This is a genomic window from Rubrivivax benzoatilyticus JA2 = ATCC BAA-35 (genome assembly GCF_000190375.1).
GTDB classification, from domain to species: domain Bacteria; phylum Pseudomonadota; class Gammaproteobacteria; order Burkholderiales; family Burkholderiaceae_C; genus Rubrivivax; species Rubrivivax benzoatilyticus.
Window position 1 is genome coordinate 1 of record NZ_AEWG01000120.1, and the last position, 23,002, is coordinate 23,002.

General features: G+C 70.8%; 24 protein-coding genes. 6 read left to right on the forward strand and 18 right to left on the reverse strand.

Annotated features, from left to right (window positions below):
• Nucleotides 1-14: 14 nt before the first annotated feature.
• The 3 genes from menB to RBXJA2T_RS13755 all read right to left on the reverse strand — a co-directional run bounded on the left by menB (nt 15) and on the right by RBXJA2T_RS13755 (nt 2,090).
• Nucleotides 15-857, reverse strand: a complete 843-nt coding sequence (gene menB / locus RBXJA2T_RS13750) for a 1,4-dihydroxy-2-naphthoyl-CoA synthase (RefSeq protein WP_009858004.1) — start codon at nt 855-857, stop codon at nt 15-17.
• An 87-nt stretch (nt 858-944) separates the two neighbouring features.
• Nucleotides 945-1,085: a hypothetical protein gene (locus tag RBXJA2T_RS20530; protein WP_009858005.1), complete on the reverse strand. Its 141-nt coding sequence runs from the start codon at nt 1,083-1,085 to the stop codon at nt 945-947.
• A 114-nt stretch (nt 1,086-1,199) separates the two neighbouring features.
• Nucleotides 1,200-2,090, reverse strand: a complete 891-nt coding sequence (locus RBXJA2T_RS13755; protein ID WP_029718698.1) for a universal stress protein — start codon at nt 2,088-2,090, stop codon at nt 1,200-1,202.
• Between the two features lie 221 nt (nt 2,091-2,311).
• Here RBXJA2T_RS13755 and RBXJA2T_RS13760 point away from each other — a divergent pair, with 221 nt between their 5' ends.
• The 6 genes from RBXJA2T_RS13760 to mnhG are packed head-to-tail and all read left to right on the forward strand — an operon-like array spanning nt 2,312 to nt 8,321.
• On the forward strand, nt 2,312-5,209 hold the full coding sequence (locus RBXJA2T_RS13760) for a monovalent cation/H+ antiporter subunit A (protein WP_009858007.1): 2,898 nt from the start codon (nt 2,312-2,314) through the stop codon (nt 5,207-5,209).
• On the forward strand, nt 5,209-5,550 hold the full coding sequence (locus RBXJA2T_RS13765) for a Na+/H+ antiporter subunit C (RefSeq protein WP_009858008.1): 342 nt from the start codon (nt 5,209-5,211) through the stop codon (nt 5,548-5,550). The genes RBXJA2T_RS13760 and RBXJA2T_RS13765 overlap by 1 nt, the downstream gene beginning before the upstream one ends.
• Nucleotides 5,550-7,190, forward strand: coding sequence for a monovalent cation/H+ antiporter subunit D (locus RBXJA2T_RS13770; protein WP_009858009.1), 1,641 nt, complete (start codon nt 5,550-5,552; stop codon nt 7,188-7,190). The genes RBXJA2T_RS13765 and RBXJA2T_RS13770 overlap by 1 nt, the downstream gene beginning before the upstream one ends.
• Entirely contained in the window at nt 7,187-7,675 is a 489-nt protein-coding gene (locus RBXJA2T_RS13775) for a Na+/H+ antiporter subunit E (RefSeq protein WP_009858010.1), read from the forward strand. Before RBXJA2T_RS13770 ends, RBXJA2T_RS13775 begins: the two co-directional genes overlap by 4 nt.
• Nucleotides 7,672-7,950, forward strand: coding sequence for a K+/H+ antiporter subunit F (locus RBXJA2T_RS13780; protein WP_009858011.1), 279 nt, complete (start codon nt 7,672-7,674; stop codon nt 7,948-7,950). Before RBXJA2T_RS13775 ends, RBXJA2T_RS13780 begins: the two co-directional genes overlap by 4 nt.
• Nucleotides 7,947-8,321, forward strand: a complete 375-nt coding sequence (gene mnhG, locus RBXJA2T_RS13785; protein WP_009858012.1) for a monovalent cation/H(+) antiporter subunit G — start codon at nt 7,947-7,949, stop codon at nt 8,319-8,321. Before RBXJA2T_RS13780 ends, mnhG begins: the two co-directional genes overlap by 4 nt.
• Nucleotides 8,322-8,485: 164 nt before the next feature.
• Here mnhG and minE read toward each other — a convergent pair whose 3' ends face one another.
• The 15 genes from minE to RBXJA2T_RS13860 form a co-directional block, all read right to left on the reverse strand.
• Nucleotides 8,486-8,746 (reverse strand): cell division topological specificity factor MinE, encoded by a 261-nt coding sequence (gene minE, locus RBXJA2T_RS13790; RefSeq protein WP_009858013.1) that lies wholly within the window; start codon nt 8,744-8,746, stop codon nt 8,486-8,488.
• 5 nt (nt 8,747-8,751) lie between these two features.
• Nucleotides 8,752-9,567, reverse strand: a complete 816-nt coding sequence (gene minD, locus RBXJA2T_RS13795; RefSeq protein ID WP_009858014.1) for a septum site-determining protein MinD — start codon at nt 9,565-9,567, stop codon at nt 8,752-8,754.
• Between the two features lie 44 nt (nt 9,568-9,611).
• Nucleotides 9,612-10,388 (reverse strand): septum site-determining protein MinC, encoded by a 777-nt coding sequence (minC, locus tag RBXJA2T_RS13800; protein WP_009858015.1) that lies wholly within the window; start codon nt 10,386-10,388, stop codon nt 9,612-9,614.
• Nucleotides 10,389-10,570: 182 nt separating this feature from the next.
• Complete coding sequence (locus tag RBXJA2T_RS13805) at nt 10,571-12,100, reverse strand: methyl-accepting chemotaxis protein (protein ID WP_009858016.1); 1,530 nt, start codon at nt 12,098-12,100, stop codon at nt 10,571-10,573.
• Nucleotides 12,101-12,120: 20 nt separating this feature from the next.
• On the reverse strand, nt 12,121-12,519 hold the full coding sequence (locus tag RBXJA2T_RS13810; RefSeq protein ID WP_009858017.1) for a type 2 periplasmic-binding domain-containing protein: 399 nt from the start codon (nt 12,517-12,519) through the stop codon (nt 12,121-12,123).
• Nucleotides 12,520-12,533: 14 nt separating this feature from the next.
• Nucleotides 12,534-13,796 carry a hypothetical protein gene (locus tag RBXJA2T_RS13815; protein ID WP_009858018.1) on the reverse strand — a complete coding sequence of 421 codons (1,263 nt, stop codon included), beginning with the start codon at nt 13,794-13,796 and terminating at the stop codon, nt 12,534-12,536.
• A gap of 228 nt (nt 13,797-14,024) precedes the next feature.
• Nucleotides 14,025-14,669 carry a TetR/AcrR family transcriptional regulator gene (locus tag RBXJA2T_RS13820; protein ID WP_081467639.1) on the reverse strand — a complete coding sequence of 215 codons (645 nt, stop codon included), beginning with the start codon at nt 14,667-14,669 and terminating at the stop codon, nt 14,025-14,027.
• A gap of 72 nt (nt 14,670-14,741) precedes the next feature.
• Nucleotides 14,742-15,836, reverse strand: coding sequence for a protein-glutamate methylesterase/protein-glutamine glutaminase (locus RBXJA2T_RS13825; RefSeq protein ID WP_009858020.1), 1,095 nt, complete (start codon nt 15,834-15,836; stop codon nt 14,742-14,744).
• A 13-nt stretch (nt 15,837-15,849) separates the two neighbouring features.
• Nucleotides 15,850-16,656: a CheR family methyltransferase gene (locus RBXJA2T_RS13830; protein WP_009858021.1), complete on the reverse strand. Its 807-nt coding sequence runs from the start codon at nt 16,654-16,656 to the stop codon at nt 15,850-15,852.
• 4 nt (nt 16,657-16,660) lie between these two features.
• On the reverse strand, nt 16,661-17,896 hold the full coding sequence (locus RBXJA2T_RS13835; protein ID WP_009858022.1) for an EAL domain-containing response regulator: 1,236 nt from the start codon (nt 17,894-17,896) through the stop codon (nt 16,661-16,663).
• Nucleotides 17,897-17,915: 19 nt separating this feature from the next.
• Complete coding sequence (locus RBXJA2T_RS13840; protein ID WP_009858023.1) at nt 17,916-18,452, reverse strand: chemotaxis protein CheW; 537 nt, start codon at nt 18,450-18,452, stop codon at nt 17,916-17,918.
• A 9-nt stretch (nt 18,453-18,461) separates the two neighbouring features.
• Entirely contained in the window at nt 18,462-20,102 is a 1,641-nt protein-coding gene (locus RBXJA2T_RS13845) for a methyl-accepting chemotaxis protein (protein ID WP_009858024.1), read from the reverse strand.
• Nucleotides 20,103-20,151: 49 nt separating this feature from the next.
• Entirely contained in the window at nt 20,152-22,275 is a 2,124-nt protein-coding gene (locus RBXJA2T_RS13850) for a chemotaxis protein CheA (protein WP_009858025.1), read from the reverse strand.
• Nucleotides 22,276-22,304: 29 nt separating this feature from the next.
• The gene (locus tag RBXJA2T_RS13855; protein ID WP_009858026.1) at nt 22,305-22,607 is read right to left on the reverse strand and encodes an STAS domain-containing protein; all 303 of its coding nucleotides are present in this window, start codon (nt 22,605-22,607) and stop codon (nt 22,305-22,307) included.
• Nucleotides 22,608-22,626: 19 nt separating this feature from the next.
• On the reverse strand, nt 22,627-22,995 hold the full coding sequence (locus tag RBXJA2T_RS13860) for a response regulator (RefSeq protein ID WP_009858027.1): 369 nt from the start codon (nt 22,993-22,995) through the stop codon (nt 22,627-22,629).
• Between the last annotated feature and the right edge of the window lie 7 nt (nt 22,996-23,002).

The following is a 23,002-nucleotide window of genomic DNA, read 5'->3' on the forward strand; positions in this document are numbered from 1 at the left end:
CGCGCCCCCGCCGCTCACGGCAGGCGCGGGAACTTGCGGAAGTCCGGCTTGCGCTTCTCCAGGAAGGCGTTCTTGCCTTCCTTGCCTTCTTCGGAGAGGTAGTACAGCAGCGTGGCGTTGCCGGCCAGCTCCTGCAGGCCGGCCTGGCCGTCGCAGTCGGCGTTCAGCGCCGCCTTCAGGCAGCGCAGCGCGATCGGGCTGTTGGCCAGCATCTCGCGGCACCACTGCACGGTCTCTTCTTCCAGCCGCTCGTAAGGCACGACGCAGTTGACGAGGCCCATGTCCAGCGCCTCCTGCGCGCCGTACTGGCGGCACAGGAACCAGATCTCGCGCGCCTTCTTCTGGCCGACGATGCGCGCCATGTAGCTGGCGCCGTAGCCACCGTCGAAGCTGCCGACACGCGGGCCGGTCTGGCCGAAACGTGCGTTGTCTGCGGCGATCGTCAGGTCGCAGATCATGTGCAGGACGTGGCCGCCGCCGATCGCGTAGCCGGCGACCATCGCCACCACAGGCTTGGGCAGGGTGCGGATCTGGCGCTGCAGGTCCAGCACGTTCAGGCGCGGCACGCCGTCGCCGCCGACATAACCTCCGTGGCCGCGCACACGCTGGTCACCGCCCGAGCAGAAGGCGTCCTTGCCGGCGCCGGTGAGGATGATGACGCCGACGTTCTCGTCGTCGCGCGCATCGGCGAAAGCGCGTTCCATCTCCTGCACCGTCTCCGGGCGGAAGGCGTTGCGCACCTCGGGGCGGTTGATCGTGATCTTGGCGATGCCCTCCTCGCTCTTCTCGTAGACGATGTCGCCATAGCCGGCGACGGCGGTCCAGGCGGGGATGGGCGGCAGTTCGGTCGTGCTCATGCGCTCTCGGAGTCGGACGAAAGGCGAGACTCTAGCTTGAGCAAGGTCATGCGCGCCCCGGGTTGGCGCAAACCGGAGGCAGGACGATCAGACCTCGGCCTCGGCTTCCTGTTGGAGCGCAGCCTCGATCTCCGACGAGCGGGCGTGCTCGCCTTCGACGCGGTTGCGCGGCATCAGCGGCTCGAAGTGCTGCGGCGCCTCGTCGCAGGCGAGGTTCTGCGACTTCATCTGCGAGATTCCAGGTGAACGGGTTCACCTATGAGTATCGGCACTCCTTTGCGACTCCCTTTGCGAGATTTCAAGCGGGATCCTGGAGGACCGAGGGGGCCTCAGCCTGCAGCTTCAGTCCCGCGCCGTCGACACCAGCACGTCGCAGCTGCCTTCGGCCAGCACGTGCCGCGTCGTGCTGCCGAGCAGCAGGTCGACGCTGGCCGAACGGCCGTGTTTGCCGAGCACGACGAGGTCGCAGCCCAGCTCGGCCTCCTGCTCGACGATGCGCAGCGAGGCGTCGCCTTCCAGCACCCGCGGAGTCCACTGCGCGGCGCGCAGCCCGCAGTCCTCGGCCAGCGCGTGCACACGGCGTGTCGCCTCCAGCCGCGCCGCCTCCCGGTAGCGCTCGACGGTGGCGTCGTCGACGCCGGCGTAACGCAGCTTCTCGCCGAACGGCACCTCGTAGGCCGCCAGCAGCACCAGTTGCGCATGCGGCGCGACGCGGTGCGCCAGCGCCACGGCGGCCCTGGACCACGGCGAGAAGTCGACGGCGACCAGCACACGGCGGTAGGGCTCGTGCGGCGGCTGGCGCACGACGAGCAGCGGCCTTGCGCTGCGCCGCATCAGCCGCTCGGCGGTGCTGCCCAGCACCAGCCGGCGCAGAAAGCCGCTGCCGCGTGCGCCCAGCACCAGCAGCCCGGCGTCGCGCTCTTCGGCTTCGCGCAGGATCTCGTCGAGCACCGGGCCGGAGCTGCAGACGGTGGCCGGCTCGACGTGGCGGCGCGCCTTCAGCTCGGCGGCCTGGGCGGCCAGCGCGGTGTGCGCCTCGGCCAGCATCGCCTGCTCGGGCGCGGTGTCGCTGCCCAGCCAGGCGCGCAAGGCCTCCAGCGCGTCGCCGGGCAGCACGTGCACCAGGGCCAGCGGCGCGCCGGTCTCGTGCGCCAGCCGCGCGGCGCGTTCGCCGGCCTGGCGGGCCTGCGGCGAGAAGTCGGTGGCGGCGATCACGGGGGCGGTCGGGGGCATGCGCGCGTCCTCGGCAACGCCCCGCTCCACGCGGCGGGGCCGGCTTCATTCTGGGAAAGCACGTGCCGGCCCGACATTCGATGGGGGCTTGCCTCTGCGCCGCGTCAAGGCGGCGCGGCATTCAAGCGGACTCGCGGAACTTCTCGCAAGTCCTTGAATCCGCGCCGTTTTCTGGCGTCGACCGCGGATCGCGGGCACTTCGCCCCTAGACTTGGGCCCCAATGTCCCTGCTGATCCTGCTCGTACTGCCTTTTGTCGGCAGCGCGGTCGCCGCGCTGTTGCCGACGAACGCGCGCAACCTCGACTCGCTGTGGGCGGCGCTGGTCGCGCTGGCGGTCGCGGTGCCGCTGGCGCTGCTGTATCCCGAGGTCGCCGCCGGCGGCGTCGTCGTCGAGCGCCTGAGCTGGCTGCCCAGCCTGGGCCTGGACATCGTCGTGCGCCTGGACGGCTTCGCCTGGATGTTCGCGATGCTGGTCGCGGCGATGGGGCTGCTGGTCATCGTCTACGCGCGCTACTACCTCTCGCCCGAGGACCCGGCGGCACGCTTCTATTCGCTGCTGCTGGGTTTCATGGGCGCGATGCTGGGCGTCGTCGTCTCCGGCAACCTGCTGCAGATGGTGGTGTTCTGGGAGCTGACCAGCGTCTTCTCCTTCCTGCTGATCGGCTACTGGACGCACCGCCGCGACGCCCGCCGCGGTGCGCGCATGGCCTTCACCGTCACCGCCACCGGCGGCCTGGCGCTGCTGGCCGGCGTGCTGCTGCTGGGCCACGTGGTCGGCAGCTACGAGCTCGACGCGGTGCTCGCCGCCGGCGACACGGTGCGCGGCCACGCGCTGTACCCGTGGATCCTGGGCCTGGTGCTGGCCGGCGCGCTGACCAAGAGCGCGCAGTTCCCGTTCCACTTCTGGCTGCCGCACGCGATGGCGGCGCCGACGCCGGTGTCGGCCTACCTGCACTCGGCGACGATGGTCAAGGCCGGCGTGTTCCTGCTGGCGCGGCTGTGGCCGGTGCTGTCGGGCACCGAGCCCTGGTTCTGGATCGTCGGCGGCGCCGGCCTGGCCACGCTGCTGCTGGGCGCCTGGGCGGCGATGTTCCAGAACGACCTGAAGGGGCTGCTGGCCTATTCGACGATCAGCCACCTCGGGCTGGTGACGCTGCTGCTCGGGCTGGACAGCCCGGTGGCCGCGGTCGCGGCGGTGTTCCACATGATGAACCACGCGACCTTCAAGGCCTCGCTGTTCATGTCGGTGGGCATCATCGACCACGAGACCGGCACGCGCGACATGCGCCGCCTCGACGGCCTGTACCGCTTCATGCCGATCACCGGCACGCTGGCCATCGTGGCCTGCGCGGCGATGGCCGGGGTGCCGCTGCTCAACGGCTTCCTGTCCAAGGAGATGTTCTTCGCCGAGACGGTGCACGTCGGCGACAACGCGGCGGTGCGCTACGGCCTGCCGCTGGCGGCGACGCTGGCCGGCGTGTTCGCGGTCGTCTACTCGCTGCGTTTCGGCCACGACGTGTTCTTCGGCCCGGCGCCGCGCGGCCTGCCGCGCGAGCCGCACGAGCCGGTGCGCTGGATGCGCGTGCCGGTGGAGCTGCTGGTCTTCGCCTGCATCGCGGTGGGCACGCTGCCGGCGCTGGTCATCGGGCCGCTGCTGGAGACGGCCGCGCGGCCGGTCGTCGGCGGCACGCTGCCCGACTACAGCCTGGCGATCTGGCACGGACTGAACACGCCGCTGATCATGAGCGCGGTGGCGATGGCCGGCGGCATCGTCATCTACATCTCCTATGCCGAGGCCTTCAAGCGCCGGCCGCGGCGCGGCGCACCGCTGGTCGGGCGCTACGACGGCCGCGTCGTCTTCGAGCGCACGCTGGCCTGGGTGACCTCGCTGGCACGCCGGGCGCTGCGCCTGACCGGCACGCAGCGGCTGCAGCCGCAGCTGCTGGCGATGGTCGCCGCCGCCGGGCTGACCGGGCTGGCCTCGGCGCTGGTCGTGCCGCTGGAGTGGGGCGACCGCGCGCGCATCCCGGCCACGCCCGGCTTCGTGCTGCTGTGGGCCGTCGGCGCGGCCTGCGCCGTCGGCGCGGCCTTCCAGGCCAAGTACCACCGGCTGGCGGCGCTGACGATGCTGGGCGTCGTCGGGCTGGCGCTGTGCATCACCTTCGCCTGGTTCTCGGCGCCCGACCTGGCGCTGACGCAGCTGGCGGTGGAGGTGGTCACCGTCGTGCTCTTCCTGCTCGGCCTGCGCTGGCTGCCCAAGCGGCTCGAGGAGGACGGGCCGGGCATCGGCGCGCGCGCGCGCTGGCGCCGCCGGCGCGACTTCGTCATCGCGCTGGCCATCGGCGCCGGGCTGGCGGCGCTGTCCTTCGCGCTGCTGACGCGCCACGCGCCGCTCAGCATCTCGCCGTACTTCCTCGAGAACGCGCTGCCGCTGGGCGGCGGCACCAACGTCGTCAACGTGATGCTGGTCGACTTCCGCGCCTTCGACACGCTGGGCGAGATCACGGTGCTGGGCATCGTCGGCATCACGGTCTACGCGCTGCTGCGGCGCTTCCGCCCGCCGCGCGAGGTGATCCACCGGCCGACGCAGCAGCAGCTCGTCGCGCCCGACGGCCCCAGCGACCTGGCCGACGACCACGACGGCGGCGGCACCGCGCAGCGCTACCTGGAAGTGCCGGCGGTGCTGGTGCGGCTGCTGCTGCCGGTGGCGGCGCTGTTCGCCGCGCACCTGTTCCTGCGTGGCCACGACGAGCCGGGCGGCGGCTTCGTCGCCGGGCTGGTGGTGTCGATCGCCTTCATCGCCCAGTACATGGTCTCGGGCACACGCTGGGTCGAGGAGCGCATGGCGCTGAAGCCGCCGCGCTGGATCGCCGTCGGCCTGCTCGTCGCGCTGTGCACCGGGCTCGGCTCGCTGTGGTTCGGCTACCCGTTCCTGACGACGCACACCGCGCACCCGACGCTGCCGTGGATCGGCCCGGTGCACCTGCCGAGCGCGGCGCTGTTCGACCTCGGCGTCTTCGCCGTCGTCGTCGGCTCGACGCTGCTGCTGCTGACGGCCATCGCCCACCAGTCGCTGCGTGCGCAGCGCCGCCCCGGCGCGGCGCGGGAGGAGGCCTGATGGAGGTCGTCGTCTCGATCGCCATCGGCGTGCTCGGCGGCGCCGGTGTCTGGCTGCTGCTCAGGCCACGGACCTTCCAGGTGCTGATCGGCCTGTCGCTGCTGTCCTACGCCGTCAACCTGTTCATCTTCAGCGTCGGCAGCCTGGCCGTGGACCGCGAGCCCATCGTCGTGCCCGGCGTCACGCCCGACCTGCTGAACTACACCGACCCGCTGCCGCAGTCGCTGGTGCTCACCGCCATCGTCATCGGCTTCGCGACGACGGCGCTGTTCCTCGTCGTGCTGCTGGCGCTGCGCGGCCTGTCCGGCGGTGACCACGTCGACGGCCAGGAGGAGCGCTGATGAACGCCGCCGACCTGATCGTCGCCCCGGTGCTGCTGCCGCTGGCCACGGCCGCCGGCATGCTGCTGCTGGGCGAACAGCGCCGCGGCATCAAGTCCGTCGTCAACACGCTATCCACCGCCGCCGGGCTGGCCATCGCGATCGTGCTGCTGATGCACGTGCACGCCCAGGACGCGCCCTCGGCCTACGCCGTCTACCTGCCGGGCAACTGGCCGGTGCCCTACGGCATCGTGCTCGTGGCCGACCGGCTGTCGGCGCTGATGATGGTGCTGGCCGGCAGCGTGGCGCTGGCCGCGCTGCTGTTCTCGCTGGCCCGCTGGCACCGCGCCGGGGTGTATTTCCACGTCCTGTTCCAGCTGCAGCTGATGGGGCTGTACGGCGCCTTCCTGACCGCCGACCTGTTCAACCTCTTCGTCTTCTTCGAGGTGCTGCTGGCCGCCAGCTACGCGCTGCTGCTGCACGGCGGCGGGCCCGAGCGCGTGCGCGCCGGGCTGCACTACATCGCGATCAACCTGTTCGCGTCGCTGCTGTTCCTGATCGGCGTGGCCGTGCTCTACGGCGTGACCGGCACGCTGAACATGGCCGACATCGCGCGCAAGCTGGCGCTGGTGCCCGACTCCGACCGCGGCCTGCTGCTGGCCGGCGCGTCGATCCTCGGCGTGGCCTTCCTCGCCAAGGCCGCGCTGTGGCCGCTGAACTTCTGGCTGCCGCCGGCCTACGCCGCCGCCGGCGCGCCGTCGGCGGCGGTGTTCGCGATCCTCACCAAGGTCGGCGTCTACGCCGTGCTGCGGCTGTGGACGCTGTGTTTCCCCGAGAGCGCCGGCCCGTCGGCGTTCTACGGCGCCGAGCTGCTGGCCTGGGGCGGCATCGCGACGCTGGCCTACGGCTCGGTGGGCATGCTGGCGTCGCAGCAGCCGGGGCGGCTGGCCGGCTACAGCGTCATCGCCTCGTCGGGCACGCTGATCGCGGCGATCGGGCTGCACGAGACGGCGCTCGCCGCCGGCGCGCTGTACTACCTCGCCAGCTCGACGCTGGCCGGCGCGGCGATGTTCCTGCTCGTCGAGCTGCTCGAGCGTTCGCGCCAGGTCGAGACCGCGCCGCCGCAGGCCGACCCCGGCGACGAGGCGCTGCCCGACTTCGTCGACACCGCGCCGCCGGCCATCGTCAACCTCGACGACGACGAGCAGGTGCTGATCGGCCGCGCGATCCCGGCGGCGCTGGCCTTCGTCGGCGTGGCCTTCGGCGTCTGCGGGCTGGCGCTGTCGGGGCTGCCGCCGCTGTCGGGTTTCGTCGGCAAGCTGGCGATGCTGTCGGCGCTGCTGCCGCGCCAGGAGCCGGCGGCCTGGGTGCTGTTCGGCACGCTGATCGCCTCCGGGCTGATGGCCGCCACGGCGCTGGTGCGCATCGGCATCCGCCACTTCTGGACCCCGGGCGACCGCCAGCCGCCGACGCTGCGCCTGGCCGAGGGCCTGCCGGTCGCGGCACTGCTGGGCGCGCTGGTGACGCTGGTCGTGCTCGGCGAGCCGATGCTCGAGTACACGCGCGCCGCGACCGACGCGCTGCAGACGCCGTCGCTGTACATCGACGCCGTGCTGCGCGCCCAGCCGCTGCCGCAGCCGACGCTGGAGGCCGCACGATGAAGCGCCTGCTGCCCGCCCCGCTGCTGTCGGCGGGGCTGTTCGCGATGTGGCTGCTGCTGCGGCCCTCGCTGTCGACCGGCTCGCTGCTGCTGGGCGCGCTGCTGGCGCTGGTGCTGCCGGTGCTGATGGCGCCGCTGCGCCCGGCGGGCGGCCCGGTGCGCCGGCCGCTCGTCGTGATGCGCCTAGTGGCCATCGTCGGCGTGGACGTCGTGCTGTCGGCGCTGGACGTCGCGCGCGGCGTGCTGTCCTCGCGCCGGCGGCCGCCGCGCGGCAGCTTCGTCGTCGTGCCGCTGGACCTGCGCGACGTGCACGGCCTGGCGGCGCTGGCGATGATCACCACCGTCGTGCCCGGCACCGTGTGGTGCGAACTGGCCCCGGACCGCAGCGCGCTGCGGCTGCACGTCTTCGACCTCGTCGGCGAGGCCGAGTTCGTGGCGCACTTCAAGCAGCGCTACGAACAACCGTTGAAGGAGATCTTCGGATGACGCCCCTGCTCGTCTGGGCGGTCGCCGCGACGCTGGCGCTGTACGCGCTGGCGATGGCGCTGGGGCTGGCCCGCCTGATGCGCGGCCCGAGCGCGCAGGACCGCGTGCTCGCGCTCGACTTCCTCTACGTCGTCGGCATGCTGATGATGCTGGTGCTGGCGATCCGCTACGACAGCCGCATGTACTTCGAGGGTGCGCTGCTGATGGTGCTGTTCGGCTTCGTCGGCTCGGTGGCGATGGCCAAGTTCCTGCTGCGCGGGGAGGCCATCGAATGACGATCGTCTGGACCGAGCTCGTCGTCGCGCTGCTGCTGCTGGCCAGCGGCGGCATCGTGCTGACCTCGGCGCTGGGGCTGTGGCGGCTGCCCGACTTCTTCGCCCGCATGCACGCGCCGGCGCTGGCCTCGACGCTGGCCGCCTGGCTGGTGGCCGCGGCGTCGATCGTGCACTTCACGGCGCGCGAGGGCGAGCTGTCGCTGCACGTCTGGCTGACCGTCGTGCTGCTGTCGATCACCGCTCCGGTGACGACCGTGGTGCTGGCGCGCGCGGCGCTGTTCCGCCGCCGCCACGCCGGCGACGACCTGCCGCCGCCGCTGGCCGGCGTACCGCCACGCCAAGCGCGCGACCTCGACGCGGCAGACGACTAGGCGGCGGCACATGGCGGGGCTCTGCGCGGCCCCAAAGGGCAGAACCGCTCGTCGGACTGACTGGAGCCTCCCTCGTGGAGGGAGGCTGGAGGGTGCCGTCGAACACGCTGGAGCACCCTCCCGGAGGGGGCTCGGGGGAGCTGTGCGTAGAGCCGCACGGACTCCTAGCGGATGTCGTCGGGCAGCTCGATCTTGACTTCCAGGACCTCGAAGTTGTCCTGGCGTTCGACGCTGACCTTCACGTCCTCGGGCGCGATCTTCACGTACTTGGCGATCACGGCCATCAGCTCCTGCTGCATCTGCGGCAGATAGTCGGCGCGCGTGCCGCGGCCCGAGCGCTCGTGGGCGAGGATGATCTGCAGCCGCTCCTTGGCGACGGACGCCGTCTGCTTCTTCTCTCCGAGGAAAAACGAGAGGAAGGACATCGCGTTTACCTCCCGCCGAACAGGCGCTTGAAGAAGCCGGGCTTCTGGTAGTCGACGAAGCGCATCGGGCGTTCCTCGCCGAGGAAACGCGCGACAACGTCCTGGTAGGCCTGGGCGACGTCGGTGTCCTTCAGGTGGATCGCCGGCAGGCCCTGGTTGCTGGCGTCGAGCACCGACTGGCTCTCGGGCACCACGCCGAGCAGCGGGATGCGCAGGATCTCCTGCACGTCCTTCAGCGACAGCATCTGGCCGCCTTCGACACGCTCGGGGTCGTAGCGCGTGATCAGCAGGTGCTCCTTGACCGGCTCCTGGCCTTCGATCGCGCGCCGCGTCTTGGACGACAGCATGCCCAGGATGCGGTCGCTGTCGCGCACCGACGAGACCTCGGGATTGGTGACGACCAGCGCCTCGTCGGCGAAGTGCATCGCCATCAGCGCGCCGGTCTCGATGCCGGCCGGGGAGTCGCAGACGACGTAGTCGAAGCCCATCTCGGCGAGCTCGGCGAGCACGCGCTCGACGCCGTCCTGCACCAGCGCGTCCTTGTCGCGCGTCTGGCTGGCGGCGAGCACGAACAGGTTCTCGCAGTTCTTGTCCTTGATGAGCGCCTGCTGCAGCTTGGCCTCGCCGTGGATCACGTTGATCAGGTCGTAGACCACGCGGCGTTCGCAGCCCATGATCAGGTCGAGATTGCGCAGGCCGACGTCGAAGTCGATCACCGCGGTCTTGTGGCCGCGCAGCGCGAGGCCCGAGGCGAAGCTGGCGCTGGTCGTGGTCTTGCCCACGCCGCCCTTGCCGGACGTGACGACAATGATTCTGGTCATCGCTGGGGGTTCCTCTGGGGTGGCGGGCGCTTCGGCGCGCCCTCTCAATTCACGGCCAGCGGCTCGACGACGAGCCGCTCGCCTTCCAATCTCACCTGCGCCGGCTTGCCGACGATGTCGTCGGCCAGCGGCGTCTCGGTCGTGCGGTACATGCCGGCCACCGAGACGAGCTGCGGCTCCATGCAGGTGCTGAAGATGCGGGCGTTGACGTCGCCGCGCGCGCCGGCGATGGCGCGGCCGCGCAGCGGCGCGTAGACGTGGATGCTGCCGTCGGCGATGACCTCGGCGCCGAAGCTGACGACCGACAGCACGACGAGGTCGCCGCCGCGCGCGTAGACGCGCTGGCCCGAACGCAGCGGCTTGTCGACGATCATCGTCGGCACGGCGGCAGCCGGCACCGGCACCTCGACCTCGCGGATCACCTCGACCTCGCGCACGACGTCACGCACGACCTCGACCTCGCGCAGCTCGGGCTCGGGGCGCGGCTCGGGGCGGGTCTCGGGTTCGGTCGCCGGCGGCAGGCCGGCCTCGCGGGCGGCGGCCATCTGGGCCTCGCTGCCGCCCTGCACGGCCACCGCGTGCATGCGGTGGCGCGCCAGGTGGGCCAGCAGCGCGCCGAAGTCGGGCACGGCCTCGCCGTCGCGCAGCGGGCTCAGGTCGATCACCAGCGGTTCGTCGTCGAACAGCCCCGGGCTGTCGGCGAAACGCTCGTCCAGCGAGGCGCCCAGCGCGGCGGCGTCGGCGACGTGCAGGCGCAGGGCGGTGAGCCACCAGGCGGTGCTCTTCAGGTCGAACAGGGGGGAAGCCGGCGAAACGGACATGGACACGGGAACGGACGACGACGCGGCGGGCGCGCTGCCGGACGACGCGCAAGGTGGAAACCGCGCCAAAGTCTACTATGGGGCTCGACATCGCCCCGGCGCGGGCGGGGAACGGTTGCAGCGCCGCCGACAACGGCGACGCCCCGGCACCCTCGCGGGCCCGGGGCGTCGGCAAGCGAGGGTCAGGCCCCGGCGCGATCGGCAGCGCCGAGCTGGAACACCGCCACCGCCTGGGCCAGCGTCGCCGCCTGCTGGCGCATGCTGGCCGCCGCCGCGGCGCTCTGCTCGACCAGCGCGGCGTTCTGCTGCGTCATCTTGTCGAGCTCGGCCACGGCCTGGTTGACCTGGCCGATGCCGCCCGACTGCTCGCTGCTGGCGGCGCTGATCTCGCCGATGATGGCGCTGACGCGCTGCACGCCGTCGACGATCTGCTGCATCGCCGCGCCGGCCTCCTGCACGAGGCGGGTGCCGCCGTCGAGCTTCTCGCCGGACGTGGTGATCAGCGCCTTGATCTCGCGCGCGGCCTGCGCCGAACGCTGCGCCAGGCTGCGCACCTCGCTGGCGACGACCGCGAAGCCGCGCCCCTGCTCGCCGGCGCGTGCCGCCTCGACCGCGGCGTTGAGCGCCAGGATGTTGGTCTGGAACGCGATGCCGTCGATGACGCCGATGATGTCGCTCATGCGCCGCGACGCGGCGTTGATCTCGTCCATGCTGGCCACGACCTGGGCGACGACGCCGCCGCCCGAGCGTGCCGCCTCGGCCGCCTCGTGCGCCAGCCGGTCGGCCTGCTGCGCCGCCGTGGCGCTCTGGTGCACGCTGCCGGTGAGCTGCTCGACCGACGAGGCCGTGGCCTGCAGGTTCGAAGCCGTGGTCTCGGTGCGCTGGCTGAGGTCCTGGTTGCCGGTGGCGATCTCGTCGGACGCGGTGGAGATCGAGTCGGTGGCGACGCGGATCGTGCCCACCGTGTCGCGCAGCCGCAGCGCCATCGCGGCCAGGTCGGCGTTGAGCGAGCTGGTGTCGCCGGCAGCGACCACCGGCCGCACCCGCAGGTCGCCGTCGGCGATGCTGCGCGCCAGGCGCTTGAGCTCGATGGGCTCCTCGCCGAGGTCGCGCCAGACCGAACGCACGACCACCGCCGAGACGCCGCCGAGCACGCCCAGCACGACGAGCCCGGTGACGAGGTTGAGCCACACCGCGTTCTGCGTGCCGCGTGCGGCCTCGTCCTGGCGCGCCGTCGTCGCCGCGCGGGCGGCGTCGGTGCGCTCCTTCAGCGCCTTGTCCAGCGCCGCCTGCGCAGCCTGCATGCGCGTGACCTGGTCGCCCATCTCGCCCTGGCCGAGCATGGCCCGCGTGGCACCCAGCGCCGCCGCCTGGTAGGCGTCGAACGCGGCCTTCAGCTCGCCGGCCGCGGCCGCCTGGCCGGCCAGCGCGCCGAGCGCGTCGAAGTCGGCGTGCACCCGGGCGACGATCGCCTTCACCTCGTCGAGCTTGTCGGCGTCGCCTTCGGCGGCGGCCGACTGCAGCGTCATGCGGAACTGCTCGACGCCACGGTCGACGGCCAGCACACGCTCCAGCGCCGGGCCGTCGACGTCGCGCAGCTGCAGCAGCGACGCCGAGGTCGACGTGCCGACCCACCAGCTCAGCAGCAGGCCGACGGCGAACACCGCCGCAGCGCTCATCGGCAGCGCCCAGATCTTGGTCCTGAACTTCATCGCAGCCCTCCGGCGACGGGTCAGTCGAGCGTCAGCACGGCCTTGACGCTGCCGTCGACGGCCGACTTCTCGACGTAGCCCACGGCCTTCGGATCGGCGGCGACCGCCTTGCGCACCGCCACCGAGTCGGGCAGTTGCCTGGGCGCCTGGCCCTTGCCGGAGAACACGATGCGCGACCAGGTCGACTTCACCTGGGCGACGTCGCGGCCGGTGGCCTTCTTGTAGAACTCGGCGTACTGCGGCGACGCGTCGGGCAGGTCCAGCGGCGTCTGGGCGTTGCTCTTGCCGAGGAACAGGTCGGCGATCTGCTCCTTGCTCAGCGGGCCGACGGCGGGGTTGGCGATGACGACGAGTTCGGCTCGCGCGGCGCAGGCGGCCAGCAGCAGGCCGGCGACGAGCGGGAGATGACGGTTCTTCATTTTTCGTTGCGCCCTCAGAACACGAAGTCCACCGCGACGGTGACCAGGTCGACCTTGCCGCCGGGCTCGAAGCCGGGCTCGAAGTTCGTCAGCCGGCCCCAGGAGCCTTCGTCGATGCGGGTGTGGTCCCACTGCAGCTTCAGCGCCGTGTTGCGCATGAAGTCCCAGCGCAGGCCGACGGTGGCCGTCTTCTGCGAGCCGTTGAGCACCTGCAGCGTGCGGTTGATGCCACCGACGACGTTGGCCGCGGCCGCATCCAGCGGCCCCGAGCCGGTGGCGGCGAACGCCGCCTCCTCGTCGATGTCGGCCTTGATGCGGGCGTAGCCGACGTAAGGCGTCAGCGTGCCGATGCGCCAGCCGCCGACGAGCTGCCAGCCGGTGGTGTCGGCGAGCACACTCTCGGTGTCGAAGCGCATCGCCTCGCCGCTGACGAACCACTGGCCCGGGTCGTAGCTGAAGCCCAGCGCGAGCACGCGCGTGGCCATGTCCTCGGTGCGGTAGCGGTCGGCGAGCACGGCCGCGCGTGCGGCCACCGTCGGCAGCGGCGCCGCGGCGGTGCCGAAGGCGGCGATGCCGGCGTTCAGCGTGTTCACGCCGTCAGCGTCGATCTTCACGTTGAACGAGCTGTAGCCCAGGCGCAGCGCCAGGTCGCCGGTCTCGAAGGTGCTGGCCAGGCCCCAGCTGCGGTCACTCTCGATGGTGCCGGTCGGCAGGTCGACCTTGGTCGTGCCGAAGAAGGCCTGCACGGTGTTGCGGCCGCCGGCCAGCGTGTGGCGCCAGCTCAGGTCGACGCCGTCGTTGCTGGTGACCGGCAGGATGCGGTAGATCTCCGGCGCCGGGCGCACGGTGGCGTTGGCGTACCCGACGAGGCGGGTCTCACTGAGCTGGAACACCGGCAGCGCGGTGCGGCCGACGCGCAGCGCGAGGTCCGGCGTGGCCTGCCACTTGACGTTGGCCCACTCCAGGTGCGGCACCCAGTCGTTGTCGTGGTTCTGCTGCGAGACCAGCTGCACCACCGCCGACCACTGCGGGCCGAACACCGCCGAGGCCTGGGCGCCGAGCTTGCTGTCCAGGTTGAACGACCAGCTGTCGCTGGCACCGGCGCCACGCGGCTGGAACACGGTGGCGACGAAGTCGGCCTGGTCCTCGCTGGAATGCACCGCGGCGACGGTGCCGAAGCCGCTGAACTTGAACTCGGGCGCGCCCTGGGCCTGGGCGACGGACAGCAGGCCGCAGGCCGACAAGGCGACGGCGAGTCGGTTGATCGTGGGTTGCATCGGTCTCTTTGTCGTGGGCGCGCCATCGTGCCCGCCCCTCGTGGGCGAGCCGCCGGACCGGGCGCGGCGCGCAACGGTCCCTGGGCTGGATGTCGGCAAACCCTTCGGGGTGTTGCAGCCCAGGATCGATAACTGAATGCTGCCATCGGACGTCGCGTGATCGACATCACGCTTCTTCATCCCTGTTTGGCAGGGAAACTGCTGGCGAAGACGTCGTTTTCAGCGTATTCATCGAACCGCCTTGCCTCGCCGCACGACTCCATCGACGATGTCCTCGATCACCCAGGCACGCAACCGGTTCCTGTCGTCGATCGGATAGCGGCGCAGCACGAGCACGGTCTGCAGGTAGCCCACCCCTTTGGTGAAGATCTGCTCACCCACCGTCAGCGCGGCCGGATCATGCGGCGCGACACCCAGCACCGACGCGACGCGGCGCCGGCCCAGTTCGAGCATCTCGGCATAGACGGGATCGTCACGCGCCGTCTCGGCGGTCGACTCGATGCTCAGCGCGGGGCTGTAGACGATGCGGTAGAGGTCTGGGTGCGTCTCCCAGTAGTGGACGAAGGTCTCGACATGAGACCGCAGGGCGTCGCACGGATCGGCGTCGACGGGAGCGGCATCCAACAGCTTTTGCTGCAGTTCGCCGACGTACTCGCTCCACACGGCACGCAACAAGGCGGTCTTGCTGTCGAAGTACGTGTAGAAGGCCATCTGCGAGACACCCAGCGGCTCGGTGACGGCACGGATCGTCACGGCTTCGGCACCATCGGCCCGCAGGATGCGCTTGGCTTGTTCGACCAGCGCCTGACGGAAAGAGGCAAGCGCAGCAGCGCTGCGACGGCGCCTCGGCACTGAGGAACACGAGGCGGCCATAGCTCGCTCCGGAGTCGACGGACAGGCCGCCAAATGGGGCGCCAGTCTAGGCCAACGCCCCCATCAGGAGCGTCACCCGGAAGACAGTTCGGACGTCTTTGTCGCAGCCGCCGCGACGATTTCGCGCGCGATTTGATCCAGTCCAACAGAACGTTCGACCGCCCCGCGTCTAACAGCTTCCTTCGGCATTCCATAGACAACGCAGCTCGATTCGTCCTGCGCGAGCGTGTGTGCCCCGGCCTGGCGCATCTCCAGCAGGCCGGCGGCGCCGTCGTCGCCCATGCCGGTCATGATGATGCCGGTGGCGTTGGCGCCGGCCGCGCGCGCCACCGAACGGAACAGCACGTCCACCGAGGGCCGGTGGCGGTTGACCGGCGGGCCGTCGACGACGTCGACGTGGTAGTAGGCGCCGCTGCGGCGCAGCACGAGGTGTCGGCCTCCCGGCGCGATCAGCACCCGGCCCGGGATCACGCGGTCCTGGTGGCGCGCCTCGCGCACCTCGACCTTGCAGATCTTGTCCAGGCGCTCGGCGAAGGCGGCGGTGAAACGTTCGGGCATGTGCTGCACGAGCACGATGCCCGGACAGACCCGCGGCAGCGCCGTCAGCACCTGCTCCAGTGCCTGCGTGCCTCCGGTGGAGGTGCCGAGCGCGACGATGCGTTCGGTCGTCTGCGACATCGCGCGCAGGCCGGTGGGCGGCAGCACCGCATCGGCAGTCAGCTTGGCCGCCACCGACGGCGGCTCGGCTGGCACCCGGCGAGGCCGCACACGCGCCTGGGCCGCGCCGCGCACCGTCGCCGCCAGTTCCGACGCCGCCTCGCCGAGAAACTGCTTCAATCCCAGCTTGGGTTTGCTGACGATGGCCACCGCGCCGGCGGCCATCGCCTCCATCGTCGTGCGCGCGCCCTTCTCGGTCAGCGTCGAGCAGATGACGACCGGCGTCGGCCGCTCGTGCATCAGCTTGCGCAGAAAGGTCAGCCCGTCCATGCGCGGCATCTCGACGTCGAGCACGACGACGTCGGGCCAGGCGCGCTGCATGCGCTCCATCGCGATGAGCGGGTCGGAGGCGGTGACGACCTCGAAGTCGGGCACCTCGGCCAGCAGCGCGCCCAGCACCTGGCGCACGACCGCGGAATCGTCGACGACGAGCACGCTGAGCTTCTTCATCGGCAACGGCGCTTCAGCGCTTGACGTAGGTGGACGGCGCAACCTGACGCACCGCATCGCTGACACCGTGCAGCGTTTCGGAGTGGCCGATCATCAGGTGGCCTCCCGGTTCGAGCTGGCCGAGCACACGCGCGACGATGTCGCGCTTGGTGCCCGCGTCGAAGTAGATCATCACGTTGCGCAGGAAGACGATGTCGAAACGCCCGATCGCCGGCAGCGGCCGGTTCAAGTTGACCTGGGCGAAGCGCACCCGCTCGCGAAGCGCGCGGCTGACCAGCAGCAAGCCTTCGGCTTTGCCGGTGCCGCGCAGGCAGTAGCGCTTCAGCAGGGCCGGCGGGATGCCGTCGGTGCGATCCAGCGGATACAGACCTTGGCGCGCACGCTCCAGCACGCGGGTGCTGATGTCGGTGCCCAGCACCTCCCAGGGCGTCGAGCCCATCGCCTCGGCAAGCACCATCGCGATCGTGTAGCACTCCTCGCCGCTGGAGCTTGCCGCGCTCCAGACACGCAACGGCCGCGCCGCCGCGGAGGCCTCGCGCGCCAGGCGATCGAGCAGCTCGAAGTGGCGCGGCTCGCGAAAGAAGTAGGTCTCGTTGGTCGTCAGCAGGTCGATCGCGGTCTGCACCTCGCCCGGCTGCTCGCCGCTGGCGAGCAGCCGGTAGTACTCGTCGTAGCTGCCCAGCGCGTGCTCGCGCAGCCGGCGCGACAGGCGGCCGCTGACCAGCGCCTTCTTCGCCGGGGACAGGCGGATGCCCGCGGCCTCGTGGATGAAGCGCTGGAAACGTTCGAACTCGCGTTCGGTGATGGCGGGGTCGTGCATCGGATCAGAGGGCGCCGGGGGACGCCGGAGAACGCAGCTCTGCGAGCCGCGTCTGGTGGTTGCGCAGCCAGGGTTGCAGCGCCTCGGCCGCCATCGGCCTGGCGATCAGATAGCCCTGCGCGACGTCGCAGCCCAGCGACTGCAGCAGGCGCCAGTCGGCCTCGCGCTCGACACCCTCGGCCACGCTGACGAGCTCGAAGCGGCGCGCGGTCTCCAGCGCCGACTCCAGCAGCATGCGCTGGGCATGGCGCTCCGACGCGTCGTGCACGAACTGACGGTCGACCTTCAGCTCCGAGAACGGGATGCGCGCGAGCTGGCTCATCGACGCATAGCCGGTGCCATAGTCGTCGATCGACAACCCGAATCCCTTGAGCCGCAGCCGCGTCAACACGCCGATGCCACCGTCGTACGCGGCAACGACCGAGCTCTCGGTCAGTTCGAGAACGACCTGCGACGGCTCCAGCCCATGTTCCCGCACGCGCGCCACCAGTTCGGCGACAAGGTCGGTGACCGTCAGCAGCCGTGGTGACAGGTTCAGCGCGAGCGACAGGCGCAGCCCGCGCGAACACCAATGCGCCAGATGACCGAGCGCGGTCTCGATGACGGCAAAGCTCAGCTCGCGAATGAGGCCGCGGGCTTCAGCGAGTTCGACGAAGCGCCCCGCTGGCACGTCGCCGGCCTGCGGATGACGCCAGCGCGCGAGCGCCTCGACGCCCCGCAGCAAGCCGGTGCGCACGCAGACCTTGGGCTGGAAGTGCACGGCAATGTCCCCGTGACCGATCGCGCGCGCCAGGTCTTCCGCCGGCGGGAGGGCAACCGGCGCGGCGCGCGGCGACTGCGGGAAGTCGTCGCGCCTCAGCACATCGGCCAGCACCTCGGCGGCGATCGGCTTGCGCAGCGCCGCGAGCACCGGCATGCCGATCTCGCGCGCCAGCGCCTCGACGGTGTGAATCAGCGCGCCTTCGTGCGCAGAAACGACGACCAGCGGCAGCAGGTGGCCGAGCCGGTACATGGCCTCGATCAGCTCGATGCCATCCATGCCCGGCATCTCCAGGTCGACGATCACCGCCTGCGGCGGAGCCTGCAAGGCGCGCAGCCTTTCGAGCGCCTGCTCACCGCCCGAAACTTCGTCGACCCGTGACACGCCGAGTTCACGGCACAGTGTGGCCACGTGCTCACGCTGCACCTCACTGTCGTCGACCACGAGGACCGAGGCGACGACGTCGCGCGTCTTCGACATGGCAAGCCTCGTCCTCGTCTCAGGCCAGCGCCGCCACCGCTTCGGCCGACGTTCCGACCGAGAGCACGCGCGCGACGTCCAGCAGGATGACGAAACGCCCGCGCACCTTGCCCATGCCGGCGATGAACTCGGCGGCGACACGCGCGCCGAAGCTGGGCGGCGGTTCGATGTCCTCGGGCGGAATCTCCAGCACCTCGCTGACGGCGTCGACAACGACGCCCAGCGTCTGCGCCTCGTCGCCGTCGGCGATCTCGACGATGACGATGCAGGTGCGCCGGCCCACCGCCGCCGGCGCGCGGCCCAGGCGCAGCGGCAGATCCATCACCGGCACGACCGCGCCGCGCAAGTTGATGACCCCCAGCACGGCCGCCGGCATCGACGGCACCTCGGTCGGCCGGCGGTACTCGATGATCTCCTTGATCGAGCGGATGGTGATCGCGAACAGTTCGCCACCGAGCTGGAAGGTCAGCACCAGGCTCGGTTCGGCCACCGGCGCCTCGGGCAGCGGCGCACGCCGCAGCCCGACAGCCCCGGTCTTGGACAGGAGGGCAGTCATCGTGGCACCTCAGAACTGCACGAACTGCGACTCGTCGACTGACTCGGCGGACGCCCTCGCGACCGGCGCCGAGCCCGCTGCGCGGCGAATCACCGCAGCGGCTTTGCGCTTGGTGTTGTCGCCGGCGGGTCGGGCCCGCAGCGCGCCCGCAGCGCTGCCCGGCAGCTTGAAGAAGGCCATTGCCTGCTGCAGCTGTTCGGCCTGGCTGCTCATCTCCTCGGAGGTGGCGGCCAGCTCTTCAGAGCTGGAGGCGTTCTGCTGCGTCGTCTGGCTGAGCTGCGTCACCGCGGCATTGATCTGGCCGACGCCGGTGGACTGCTCCTGCGACGCGGCGGCGATCTCCTGCACCAGATCGGAGGTCTTCTGGATGTTGGGCACGATCTGGCCGAGCAGATGGCCGGCACGTTCGGCCAGCTCGACGCTGGAGCCGGCGACGTCGCCGATCTCCTGCGCCGCGACCTGGCTGCGTTCGGCCAGCTTGCGCACCTCGGCGGCGACGACGGCAAAGCCCTTGCCGTGCTCGCCGGCACGCGCGGCCTCGATCGCGGCGTTCAGCGCCAGCAGGTTGGTCTGGTAGGCGATGTCGTCGATGATCGAGATCTTCTGCGCGATCTGCTTCATCGCCGAGACCGTGGACTTGACCGCCTCGCCGCCTTCCTGGGCCTCGGTTGCGGCCTTGGTCGCCATGCCGTCGGTGACCTTGGCGTTCTCCGTGTTCTGCGAGATCGACGCCGTCATCTGCTCCATCGACGCGCTGGTTTCCTCGACGCCGGCAGCCTGCTCGCTGGCAGCCTGCGACAGCGACTGCGCCGTGGCGCTGACTTCCTCGGAAGCACCGGCCAGCGCCTCGGCGCTCTGGTTCACCTCGGTGACCACCTGCGACAGCCGGGCGACCATGTTCTTCACGGCGAACAGCATGCTGCGCTCGTCACCCTTCTTCGTCGTGACCTCGACCGTCAGATCGCCCTGCGCGACGCGGCCCAGCACGTCCGCCGCATAGGCGGGCTCACCGCCGAGGGTACGCACGAGGTTGCGCGTGATCAGCACCGCGACGGCGACGGCCGACACGATGGCCGCAACGGCCAGCATGATGATCAGCTTGATGCCCTCGGCCATTTCGGACTGCGCGGTGGACGACGCCTCCTTCATCTGTTCGTCGTAATAGTCGAGCTGGGCCTGGACGCTGCGCTGGTACGCGGTGTTCACCGGCGCCAGCTCGGCGGACATGAACTCCATTGCCTTGGTCCGGTCCTGGCGAACGAGGGCGAAAAACTCGGTGAATCTCGAGGCCAGATGTTCGCGCGCCTTGTCGGCGGCGGCCAGCAGTTCCAGGCCCTTCGCACCGCTGGACATCGCCTTGATCTTCGCGGCGCCTTCGGTACTCACGGCAAGGTTGTCCTGGATGATCTTCTGCGCCTTCTGCAACTCGGCCTCGTCACGGGCGAGCAGCAGTGCGCGGGCCTGGCGTCCGTTGTCGATGGCTTTTTGGAGCATGTCCTCGCCGAGCGCGGTCTTGGGCACGCGGTCGTCGACGATCACCCCCAGAGCCAGGGCTGCATCCTGCATGCGCGTGATGCCCAGCGCCGACAGCGCGACCAGCAGCGCGATGACCAGACCGAACCCGAGGGTCAGCCGGGTCGCGACTTTCATTTTTCCGAACATGACGGGTCCTTGATGAGACGTTGTGGGTGCGGGGGCGTCACGCGACGATCGCGCAGCGCTCCGGAGGGGAGTAACGGCCATGGCCGGCAACCGCCAGCAAGGCCGGGACATCGAGGATCAGCGCGACGCCGCCCGAGCCGAGCAGGCTGGATCCGCTGATGCCGCGGACCTGCTGGAACATGCGCGACAGCGGCTTGATGACGGTCTGGCTCTCGCCGAGCAGGGCGTCGACGACGAGGCCGCAACGCGCGCCAGCGCACTGCACGACGACGATGTTCTGGCGCACTGGCGGCTCGCCGCCGAGGCCGAAGAGTTCGCGCAGCCGCACCAGCGGCAGCACGCTGTTGCGCAGGTCGGTGTAGTCGTGGCCGTCGGCGCAGCTGTAGGCCACGCACTCGTCGACCATCTCCATCGGCACGACGAACATCGAGCGGCCAACGGCGACCTGGAAGCCGTTGATGATCGCCAGCGTCAGCGGCAGCCTGACGGTCACCGTCGTGCCTTCGCCGGGCCGGCTGGCGAGTTCGACGCTGCCGCGCAAAGCGGTGATGTTCTGCTTCACGACGTCCATGCCGACGCCGCGGCCGGACAGGTTGGTCACCTGCTCGGCGGTGGAGAAGCCGGCTTCGAAGATCAGCTGATCGATCTCGTGGTCGGCGGGCACGTGGTCGGCATCGACGATGCCGCGCTCGCGCGCCTTGGCCAGGATGCGCTCGCGGTTCAAACCGCCGCCGTCGTCGCTGACCTCGATGACGATGGCGCCCGAGTCGTGGTAGGCGTTCAGGCCGACGACGCCGCGCGCCGGCTTGCCGCGCGCCGCACGCTGCTCGGGCGAGTCGATGCCGTGATCGATGGCATTGCGCACCAGGTGCATCAGCGGGTCGCCGAGCTTCTCGACGACGGTCTTGTCGAGCTCGGTGTCCTCGCCGCCGACACGCAGCTCGATGTCCTTGCCGAGTTCGGCCGCAACGTCGTGCACGACGCGCTTGAAACGCGAGAAGGTGGCGCCGATGCGCACCATGCGCAGGTTCAGCGCGCTGTCGCGCACGTCCTGCACCAGCGCGGAGAGCGTCGCGTGGGCCTCCTGCAGCTCCAGGTCGCGCACGCGGCGGCTGGCCTGTTGCGCGCCGGCCGCGGCAATGACCAGCTCGCCGACGAGCGTGATCAGACGGTCGAGCTTGTTCGCGTCGACACGGATCGTCGAAGACTCGGCCGTACGGGTCTCGCGCACCTGACGCTGGCGGTCCAGCGCCGCCTCGACGACCTCGGGCGCGACCTGGCCCTGCTCGGTGAGCAGCGCGCCCAGGCGCGGCGGGGGATCAGACTCGCGCTGGCGGCCCAGCGCGTCTTCCAGCTCGCGTTCGGTGATGCTGCCGCAGCGCACCAGGATCTCGCCGATGCGCTCGGGCTGCTCGGGCAGCGCGCGGATCAGCTCCACGTACTCGGCCACGCGGCTGCGCGGCGGCACCAGGCGCAACTCGCAGTCGTCGATGACGAACTCGAACACGCTCTCGATCGTCGCGCGGTCGGCCGAGGTGACGAGCGCGATCTCGAAGCCCAGGCAACAGCTCTCGGGGTCCAGCTCCTCGAGCGCCGGCACGGCGTCGGGCAGCGTGACGATGCGCTCGATGCGGCCGATCGTCGACAGGTAGCGCACGAAGGCCAGCGGGTCCATGCCGTTGCGCAGCACGTCGGCGCCGAAACGGATCGACAGATGCCACTGGCCTTCCGTCGGTTGCGCCGTCTCGTCGGCAGCCGGTTCCGGCGCGGCGGCCTCAGCGCCGAGATAGGCGCGCAGCCGGGCCAACAGCGTGTCCTCGGCGGCGAGGTGCCCATCATCGAGCTCGACACCGGCCTCCAGCGCATCGACCCAGGCGCCGACATGGTCGCAGCAACGCAGCAGCAGCGGCGTCAGCGGCCCCTGGATCGCCACGGTGCCGGAACGCACCTCGTCGAGCACGCTCTCCAGCACGTGCGTGAAGCGCACGACGCCGTCCAGCCCGAACAGCCCGGCCGAACCCTTGATCGTGTGCGCGGCGCGGAAAATCGCGTTGACGTCGACGGCAGCACCGGGCGCCACGTCGGCGCCGAGCAGCGCGGTCTCCATGTCGGCGAGCAGTTCGCGCGCTTCGCTGAAGAAGGTCTTCAGCGCGTCGTCCATGTCCACGGTCTTCTCCCTGGATACCGGCGTCAGTGCGACGGCGGCGGGGTCAGCGGGTCGCCGAAATGGCCGGCGAGGTCGAGCACCTGGAACCCGTCGAGTACCGACGGGCTGTGGCGCACCAGGCGCAAGGCGCGGCTGCGCGCCTCGGCGCTCTTCTTGGCGGCCATCAGCAGCTGCACGCCGGCGCTGTCGAATTCGGTGACGGCCGACAGATCGAGCGTCAGGTCGCCGTCCGGGGCCGCCGCGAGCGCGGCCAGCAGCGTCTCGCGCAGCTCGGCGGCGCGGTAGATCGTCAGTTCGCCTTCGATGGCGAGCGTCGGGGAGTCCATCGTCGTGATCTCCGGCGCTCTAGGGCAGCACGAGCTTCTGCACCACCGCGAGCAGCTGCGGCGGGCTGAAGGGCTTGACGACCCAGGCCTTGGCGCCGGCGGCCTGGCCTTCGGCCTTCTTGTTCGCTGCCGACTCGGTGGTCAGCATGACGATCGGCGTGAAGCGGTAGGCCGCGAGCTGCTTGACCGCCTTGACGAAACCGATGCCGTCGAGATTCGGCATGTTCACGTCGCTGACGATCAGGTGGATCTTGGCGCCCGTCAGCTTGCGCAGCGCGTCGGCGCCGTCGCAGGCCTCGAGCACGTCGTAGCCGGCGCCGCGAAGGGCGATGGCGACGACCTGGCGCAGCGAGGCCGAGTCGTCGACGATCATGATGGTCTTGGCCATGTCGGCT